The sequence below is a fragment of the Streptomyces sp. NPDC060198 genome, from assembly GCF_042728415.1.
Lineage (GTDB): Bacteria > Actinomycetota > Actinomycetes > Streptomycetales > Streptomycetaceae > Streptomyces.
Genome location: NZ_JBHWZJ010000316.1, coordinates 1 through 8,043, shown reverse-complemented (window position 1 = coordinate 8,043; position 8,043 = coordinate 1). Strand labels below are relative to the sequence as shown.

General features: G+C 67.9%; 5 protein-coding genes. 2 read left to right on the top strand and 3 right to left on the bottom strand.

Annotation, left to right across the window (positions count from 1 at the left end):
• Positions 1-38: 38 nt before the first annotated feature.
• The 3 genes from ACFWEP_RS27705 to ACFWEP_RS27695 form a co-directional block, all read right to left on the bottom strand.
• Positions 39-1,310, bottom strand: coding sequence for an MFS transporter (locus tag ACFWEP_RS27705; protein WP_387373947.1), 1,272 nt, complete (start codon positions 1,308-1,310; stop codon positions 39-41).
• A 124-nt stretch (positions 1,311-1,434) separates the two neighbouring features.
• Positions 1,435-2,517, bottom strand: coding sequence for an inositol-3-phosphate synthase (locus ACFWEP_RS27700; protein WP_387373945.1), 1,083 nt, complete (start codon positions 2,515-2,517; stop codon positions 1,435-1,437).
• 64 nt (positions 2,518-2,581) lie between these two features.
• Complete coding sequence (locus ACFWEP_RS27695) at positions 2,582-3,265, bottom strand: PadR family transcriptional regulator (RefSeq protein WP_387373943.1); 684 nt, start codon at positions 3,263-3,265, stop codon at positions 2,582-2,584.
• 387 nt (positions 3,266-3,652) lie between these two features.
• Between ACFWEP_RS27695 and ACFWEP_RS27690 the strand changes: the two genes are divergently transcribed.
• The gene (locus tag ACFWEP_RS27690) at positions 3,653-6,406 is read left to right on the top strand and encodes a transglycosylase domain-containing protein (protein WP_387373942.1); all 2,754 of its coding nucleotides are present in this window, start codon (positions 3,653-3,655) and stop codon (positions 6,404-6,406) included.
• Between the two features lie 132 nt (positions 6,407-6,538).
• The gene (locus ACFWEP_RS27685) at positions 6,539-8,038 is read left to right on the top strand and encodes a glycosyltransferase family 87 protein (RefSeq protein WP_387373940.1); all 1,500 of its coding nucleotides are present in this window, start codon (positions 6,539-6,541) and stop codon (positions 8,036-8,038) included.
• Positions 8,039-8,043 lie beyond the last annotated feature (5 nt).

Below are 8,043 nucleotides of genomic sequence, written 5' to 3'. Positions count from 1 at the left end.
GTGATGTTTCACGTGAAACGAGAGCTGGACGCGCTGGGTCAGCGGGCGGGGGCGGCAGTGTGCCGCCACCGGAACATCGTCACGGCGACGGACGCGTACAGCACCGCCACTCCGGTCACCACGAGGACGGACCTGCCGTCCGCCGGCAGGACGAGTGCGGAGACGCCCGCCGCACTCACGAACGCCACGTTGAAGAGAACGTCGTAGAGGGAGAAGACACGCCCTCGGTACGCGTCGGCCACCGACGTCTGTACCACCGTGTCCGTCGCGATTTTGGAGCCCTGAGTCGCCACGCCCAGCACGAACGCCGCGACCATCATCGGCGCGAGGGTGAAGGCCAGGCCCAGGGCTGGTTCCAGGACGGCAGCGGCCCCCGCGCAGACGACGATCCATCCGTACCGGCCGAACCGGCCGACGGCCCAGGGCGTCACGACCGCGGCGACGAAGAACCCCGCCCCGGAGATTCCCAGCGCCAGACCGAGCAGCGCCAGCCCCTCGGACTCGTCGTCCGACCAGGTGTAGCGGCAGAGCATGAGCACCATGACGGTCAGAGCCCCGTAACAGAAGCGGAGAACCGTCATGGCCATCAGCGCACGGCCCGCGTCCTTGCGGTCCACCAGATGCCGCATCCCCGCGACGAGCCCTCGTGCGGTGACGCCCATCGCCGCGCGCAGGCGCAACACGCTCTCCTGGGTGTCAGGTCCCAGCAGCTTCGGGGGCAGGGTCAGGGAGACCAGGGCCGAGAACAGATAGAGCAGAGCGCCGAGCAGGACCACCGCGGCGTCGGAGCCGTCGGCCAGCAGGCGGACAGCGAAGGCGAGTCCGCCGCCGGCCGTGGCCGCCAGTGTTCCGGCGGTCGGAGAGAGCGAGTTGGCGAGCACGAGCCGGTCGGTGTCCACGACGCGTGGCAGGGCGGCGGAAAGCCCGGCGAGGACGAAGCGGTTGACCGCCGTGACGCAGAGCGCCGACGCGTAGAAGAGCCACTCGGGCACCGAGCCGAGGATGAGCAGCGCGGTACAGCAGGCGAGGGCGGCTCTGAGCAGGTTCCCATGGAGGAATACCTGGCGGCGCGGCCAGCGGTCCAGCAGGACGCCGGCGAACGGTCCGACCAGGGAGTAGGGAAGGAGCAGAACCGCCATGGCCGAGGCGATGGCGCCGGCCGACGCTTGCTTCTCGGGGGAGAAGACGACGTGCGCGGCCAGCGCGACCTGGTACACGCCGTCCGCCGCCTGGGAGAGAAGCCGCACGGCGAGGAGGCGACGGAAATTCCGAAGGCGCAGGAGTATGCGCAGATCACGCGCGACAGCCATGTGAGCAAGGGTCACATACGACGAAGGTCCCCGAGCGCGGGGGCTCGAGGACCTTGGACGTCAGGCGTGTGAGGGGGCGTTACCGCACCTGCTCACGGGCGGTGCCGACGGCGGTTCGGCCGGATCAGCGCTCGACCTCGCCGGCGATGAACTTCTCGACGTTCTCGCGGGCCTCGTCGTCGAAGTACTGGACCGGCGGGGACTTCATGAAGTACGAGGAAGCGGAGAGGATCGGGCCACCGATGCCCCGGTCCAGGGCGATCTTCGCGGCACGGACGGCGTCGATGATGACACCGGCCGAGTTCGGGGAGTCCCACACCTCGAGCTTGTACTCGAGGTTCAGCGGGACGTCACCGAAGGCGCGGCCTTCGAGGCGGACGTACGCCCACTTGCGGTCGTCCAGCCACGCCACGTAGTCCGAAGGACCGATGTGGACGTTGTCGGCACCGAGCTCGCGGTCACGGATCTGCGAGGTGACGGCCTGCGTCTTCGAGATCTTCTTGGACTCCAGGCGCTCACGCTCGAGCATGTTCTTGAAGTCCATGTTGCCGCCGACGTTCAGCTGCATCGTGCGGTCCAGGACGACGCCCCGGTCCTCGAAGAGCTTCGCCATCACGCGGTGCGTGATGGTCGCGCCGACCTGCGACTTGATGTCGTCGCCGACGATCGGGACACCGGCCTCGGTGAACTTGTCAGCCCACTCCTTGGTGCCGGCGATGAAGACCGGGAGGGCGTTGACGAACGCGACCTTGGCGTCGATGGCGCACTGGGCGTAGAACTTCGCCGCGACCTCGGAACCGACGGGGAGGTAGCAGACGAGAACGTCGACCTGCTTGTCCTTGAGGACCTGGACGATGTCCACGGGGGCCTCGGCGGACTCCTCGATCGTCTCGCGGTAGTACTTGCCCAGACCGTCGTGGGTGTGGCCGCGCTGGACGGTGATGCCGGTGGTGGGCACGTCCGCGATCTTGATGGTGTTGTTCTCGCTGGCACCGATGGCGTCCGCGAGGTCGAGGCCGACCTTCTTCGCGTCGACGTCGAAGGCGGCGACGAACTCGACGTCGCCGACGTGGTAGTCGCCGAACTGGACGTGCATCAGACCGGGCACCTTGCCGGCCGGATCGGCGTCCTTGTAGAACTCGACGCCCTGCACCAGTGAGGCGGCGCAGTTGCCCACGCCGACGATGGCTACGCGAACCGAACCCATTCCGGTTGCTCCCTGTGTGTAATGGTGGTCCTGACGGAGGCGCCCGCGATGTGCGGGAACTCCGTCAGGCGGTGTCATCGGACGGATCCGGCGGGGTGTCAGCCCGGCGCCGGGGCAGGCCGCCCGTTTCCTCTGCTGTGTCCTGCTGAGGGGAGCCCTCGGGTGCGGACCGTCGCCGGTCCCGTCCCGAGCGCTCGCTCTCGATGAGCTCGTTCAGCCAGCGCACTTCGCGCTCCACGGACTCCATGCCGTGTCGCTGCAGCTCAAGTGTGTAGTCGTCGAGTCGTTCACGGGTGCGGGCGAGAGAGGCGCTCATCTTCTCCAGGCGCTCTTCCAGCCTGCTGCGCCGGCCTTCCAGGACGCGCATGCGCACATCGCGTTCCGTCTGGCCGAAGAAGGCGAAGCGAGCGGCGAAGTGCTCGTCCTCCCAGGCGTCCGGGCCGGTGTGCGAGAGCAGCTCCTCGAAGTGCTCCTTGCCCTCCGACGTCAATCGGTACACGATCTTCGCCCTGCGCCCCGCGAGTGAAGAAGCGGGCGTCGCGAGATCGGCCGGGGCGGTGCTCGGCTCCTCGATCAACCAGCCGCTGGCGACCAGCGTCTTGAGACAGGGATAGAGGGTGCCGTAGCTGAACGCGCGGAAGATGCCCAGCGAGGTGTTGAGGCGTTTGCGCAGCTCATAGCCGTGCATCGGGGACTCGCGGAGCAGTCCGAGGACAGCGAATTCGAGGATGCCGGAGCGTCTGCTCATCTTCGCCTCCTCCGCTGTCGGATGGTCCCGTGACGTTCGACCGGTGTACTTATGTCGCCCTGATGTATCGACTCGATACATCAGCACGATAGATCGGTCCGCAGGGTTCGACAAGGGCTGCCTTCGTGAACGGCGTCACATCACTAATTCGTAGCAAGCGACTTGCGTCATTTGGGGTGAAGTTCGGCCCTAGATGGGTTTTGACCGTGCGTAGTCTGTCCGGCATGCAGATCACCGGGAACCGCGAGGCGCCTTCGTGCGTCAGTCTTCGCGGACTGCCGGATGTACTGCGGGTGAGCCTTCCGCAGGGCCTGTCCGCAATTCGGGGGGACCGGATCTCACCTGCCGCTTCCAGGCGCTCTCGCCTGCCCGAGGAGTAGTCGTTCGATGAGCGAGCACCGTCGTAAAACGCCTCAACCGCAAGACGGGGGGCGTGCCGCGGCCCGACGAGCCGCGCCGCAGTCAGCAGGACGCCGCACGGAATCATCACACAGGGTGACGAACGAGTCACCTTCCGGCTCGTATCCCGAAGAGCGGCCGCCAGGTGGCCGCGCCGAAGCGCGTCGTGCCGCCCAGCGTGGCGGTCGGCGGCGCGGGGCCGAGGGAGCCGACTCCGGAGGCCCGGGCGGCGGAGGAGGTGGCCGACGTCGCGGCGGGGGTTCCGAGGGCGGCCCCGGGCGGGGCCGGGGGGACGGACGGCCGAGCAAGCGGCGGATCATCGACTATCCCCGCTACGGCAAGTACGGATTCAAGCGCTGGGTGCCGTCGTGGAAGCTGGTCTCCGGCCTCTGCCTGAGCTTCCTCGGTCTCCTCATGGGTATCGCGGGGGTCTCGTACGCGTTGGTGCAGACACCCGACGTCAGCCAGGCGGCCAAGGCGCAGAACAACGTCTACTACTGGGCCGACGGCTCGCAGATGGTCGCGACCGGTGGCGAGGTGAACCGCCAGGAGATCAGCTACGCACAGATCCCGGCGGCCATGCGCAACGCCGTCATCTCGGCCGAGAACAAGTCGTTCGCCACGGACCACGGCATCGACCCCATGGGTATCGCGCGAGCCTTGTTCAACATGGCCAAGGGCGGTGAGACCCAGGGCGGGTCGACCATCACCCAGCAGTTCGTGAAGAACTCGATGCTCACGCAGGAGCAGACGGTCAGCCGCAAGTTCAAGGAACTCTTCATCACGCTCAAGGTGGGCAGCAAGATGAAGAAGAGCGAAGTGATGGCGGGGTACCTCAACGTCTCCTACTACGGCCGGGGCGCCTCCGGGCTTCAGGCCGCGGCACGCACGTACTACGGCAAGGACGCCGCCGAACTGAACCCGAGCGAGTGCGCCTTCCTGGCCACTCTGCTCAAGGGCGCCAGCTACTACGACCCGGCCGGGGCCCCCGAGGTGGACCCGGTGGAGGCGACAGCCCAGAAGAACCTGACCCGCGCCACGGAGCGCTGGAGCTGGATCCTCGACGAGGAGGTCAAGGACGGCCACCTCAGCGCGGCGGAGCGGGCCAAGTACACGAAGTTCCCGATGCCGGTGGAGCCGAAGAAGAGCGCTCAGCTCAGCGGCCAGACCGGTTACCTGGTGGACCTGGCCAAGAAGTACTTCCTGGCCAACAACAAGGCCAACATCGACGCCGACATCCTCGCGCAGGGTGGCTTCGAGATCCACACGACCTTCGACAAGAAGAAGGTCCAGCAGCTCAACACCGCGGTGAAGCGGGTCTACGACGAGAGGATCGACCCCAAGAAGCGTCCGACGAAGGACACGTACGTCCAGTTCGGCGGCGCCTCGGTCGACACGGCCACCGGTGCCATCCTCGCCATCTACGGCGGGCAGGACGCCACCAAGCACTACACCAACAACGCCGACGCCACGGGCGCGCAGGTCGGCTCTACGTTCAAGCCGTTCGTGCTGACGGCCGCCATGGAGTACGGCAAGCGGGACCCGGACCTGGGCGAGCAGCAGAGCGAGTCCGAGCGCACCCCGGTCTCGCCCAAGAGCATCTACAACGGCGACAACGAGTTGAAGATCAACGACTACACGGGCACGCCCTGGGAGAACAAGAAGGGCGAGCAGTGGCTCCAGACCAACGACGACCACACCTCCTACGGTGATGTGGACCTGCGGTACGCCATGCAGGAGTCGATCAACTCGCCCTTCGTCCAGCTCGGTATGGACGTCGGTACGGACAAGGTGAAGGAAGCCGCCATCGCGGCGGGCCTGCGCGACGACAACTACATGGCCGACTACAAGGTCCCGTCGTTCTCGATCGGCACCTCCTCGCCCAGCGCGATCCGTATGGCCGGTGCGTACGCCACGTTCGCCACCAGCGGCAGGCAGAACGATCCCTACTCGGTCACCGAGGTCAAGCAGGGGGGCGAGGTCGTCTACCAGCACGCGAAGGCGACCAGGACCGCCTTCGACTCCGCCATCGCCGACAACGTCACCGACGTGCTGAAGAACGTCGTCGAGCAGGGCACCGGTACCTCCGCGCAGCTTCCCGGCCGGTCCGTGGCGGGCAAGACGGGTACCACGGACGAGAACATGTCGGCCTGGTTCGTGGGCTACACCCCGCAGATCTCCACCGCCGTCAGCATGTTCCGGCTGGACGACGACGAGAAGCACAAGGACCGCGAGTTCCAGAGCATGTTCGGCACCGCCGGGGAGGACAAGATCCACGGTGCGTCGTTCCCCGCACAGATCTGGCACGACTACATGGTCGGCGCGGTGAAGGGCACGAAGGTCGTGGACTTCCCCAAGCCCGAGCCCGTCGGTGAGAAGGTCTACGGCGGCGGCGCGAGCCCCAGCCCGACCCCCTCGCCGACCCCCAGCAGCGCGTCGCCCACGCCGTCCGAGAAGCCCACGGTGGAGCCGACGCCGTCGACCATGTCGCCCACCCCCTCGCCCAGCGACACCTGCACCACCTGGGGCTGGAACACCTGCGCCCCGGAAGCGGCGACCGGCACGGGGACGGACAGCGGCACGGACACGACCGGTACGACGGACGGCAGCGACACCGCCGGTACGACGGACGGCAGCGATACCGAGGGCACGGACTCCAGCTCCACCGGTAATGGCAACGGCAACGGCAACAGTTCCAACGGCTCCACCGGGTTCATCACCACGGGCGGAGGCGGCGGATAGCCGAAACCGCTGTCGGGCCCGCGCCCGGGCCGTGTACGAGGGCCGTTTGCACCCAGCCAGGTGCGGGCGGCCCTCCGTCGTGTCCGGCGGTCTCCCGTCTCCCGCACAGCCCGGTACGGCAGGATGTGGCGCATGCCAAGCGCAGATGAGACCAGCGAGGACCAGGAGCGTCCCGTCGCACCCACCCGACGGGACGAGATCGCCGCCGCCGGCGCCGGGTTGATCGGCGGACCGGCGGGCCGGTTCGCACGGTTCGGCGGCGGAGCGCTGACGGCCGTGCGGGTGGTCGCCCTGGTGGCGATCGGGATGTTCGCGCTCGGCATGGTGCAGAAGCTCCCCTGTTACAACTGGGCGTGGTTCAGAGGCACCAGCTCGCAGTACACCCATGCCTGCTACTCCGACATCCCCCACCTCTTCGTCGGCCGGGGCTTCGCGGACGGGCTGCTGCCGTACTTCGACCGGCTCGGCGGCGACATGCAGTACCTCGAATACCCGGTCCTGACCGGGTTGTTCATGCAGGTCGCCTCCTGGCTCACGCTCACCCCGGACAGCGATCCGATGCAGCAGCGCGAGCAGATGTACTGGCTCGTCAACGCCGGCCTGCTGATGATCTGCGCGGTGGTGGCGGTCGTGTGCGTCGCGCGCACCCACCGACGCCGCCCCTGGGACGGGCTGCTGGTCGCTCTGGCGCCCGCCTTCGCGCTCACCGCCACGATCAACTGGGACCTGCTGGCCGTCGCCCTGACCGCCGCGGCGATGCTGATGTGGTCGCGCGGGAGGGCGGTGGCGTTCGGTGTCCTGATCGGACTGGCGACGGCGGCGAAGCTGTATCCCGCCCTGCTGCTCGGACCGCTCCTGGTGCTCTGCTGGCGCGCGGGGAAGTGGCGGCCGTTCCTCGTCGCCGCCTTCTCGGCCGCGGTCGCCTGGCTGGTGGTGAACCTGCCGGTGATGCTGTACGCCTTCGACGGGTGGAACAAGTTCTACGCGTTCAGCAGGGAACGCGGCATCGACTTCGGGTCGTTCTGGCTGATCATCACGCAGCGCGTCGGACGCCCGATCGAACCCTCTGTCGTGAACGTGGCCTCGGTGGTGCTGATGGGGCTCTGCTGCCTCGGCATCGCGTCCTTGGCACTGGTCGGGCGGCGCAGGCCGAGGTTCGCCCAGCTCGCGTTCCTCGTGGTGGCGGCCTTCGTCCTGACGAACAAGGTCTACTCACCGCAGTACGTGCTCTGGCTGATTCCGCTCGCCGCGCTGGCGCGTCCGCGGTGGCGTGACTTCCTGATCTGGCAGGCGTGCGAGGTGCTGTACTTCCTCGGCATCTGGATGTACCTCGCGTACACGAGCAGCGGCGACAAGCACCAGGGGCTGCCGCAGGACGGCTACCAGCTCGCCATCGTCCTGCACCTGCTGGGCACCCTCTACCTCGTCGCCCTGGTCGTGCGGGACATCGTGATGCCGGACCGGGACGTCGTGCGCCAGGACGGCGCGGACGATCCCTCGGGCGGCGTGCTCGACGGGGCGCCGGACGTGTTCGTACTGGCGCCGATGGGCACCCGGGAGTTCGAGGACGAGGCGTTCTGGGGCGAGCCGGCCGACTGGGAACCGGTGCGCGGCGGCGGGGCCGGCGACTGACCGGC

What these genes read in the sequence shown, in the direction of transcription:
- ACFWEP_RS27705 (WP_387373947.1), bottom strand. Translation starts at nt 1,310, where the DNA reads ATGGCTGTCGCGCGTGATCTGCGCATACTCCTGCGCCTTCGGAATTTC.
- ACFWEP_RS27700 (WP_387373945.1), bottom strand. Translation starts at nt 2,517, where the DNA reads ATGGGTTCGGTTCGCGTAGCCATCGTCGGCGTGGGCAACTGCGCCGCC.
- ACFWEP_RS27695 (WP_387373943.1), bottom strand. Translation starts at nt 3,265, where the DNA reads ATGAGCAGACGCTCCGGCATCCTCGAATTCGCTGTCCTCGGACTGCTC.
- ACFWEP_RS27690 (WP_387373942.1), top strand. Translation starts at nt 3,653, where the DNA reads ATGAGCGAGCACCGTCGTAAAACGCCTCAACCGCAAGACGGGGGGCGT.
- ACFWEP_RS27685 (WP_387373940.1), top strand. Translation starts at nt 6,539, where the DNA reads ATGCCAAGCGCAGATGAGACCAGCGAGGACCAGGAGCGTCCCGTCGCA.